Raw genomic sequence first — 415 nt, forward strand, 5'->3', positions numbered from 1 at the left:
AGCGTGCTCTACAAGGCCGTGTTGTCGCTGTTGGTGCTGGGCCTGGCGCTGTGGCTGCGCGCCTGGGTGGACGCCGCGGTCATCCTGCTGGCCACCGGCGTCGTGCTGGCGGCGGAGATCTTCAACACCGCGATCGAGGCGCTGTGCGACTTCGTCGAAACGCGCCACAACGACAAGATCGGCATCATCAAGGACGTCGCGGCCGCCGCCACCGGCATCGCGATCCTGGCCTGGGCCATCGTGCTCGTGGTGGAACTGATGGAACTGTGGCCTCGCCTGGCCGCCTTGCGGACTGGCTGAAGCGACGCCGCCGGGCAGCAACGCCGAAGTCGCGACATCAGCGCCGACGCCTGGCCCACGCCCGAGCCGCCAGCGCGATGGCGACGGCGGCGAGAAGTGGCCACAGGGTCTGGGT

At 69.4% G+C, this 415-nt stretch carries 1 protein-coding gene; it reads left to right on the top strand.

Annotated features, from left to right (window positions below; all coding sequences use genetic code 11):
- Nucleotides 1-300, top strand: a 300-nt coding sequence (locus RMP09_RS03865; protein WP_310564687.1) for a diacylglycerol kinase, incomplete at its 5' end; no start/stop codon positions are given.
- Nucleotides 301-415 lie beyond the last annotated feature (115 nt).

Origin of the sequence: Hydrogenophaga sp., assembly GCF_031426985.1 — a bacterium.
Lineage (GTDB): Bacteria > Pseudomonadota > Gammaproteobacteria > Burkholderiales > Burkholderiaceae_C > Hydrogenophaga.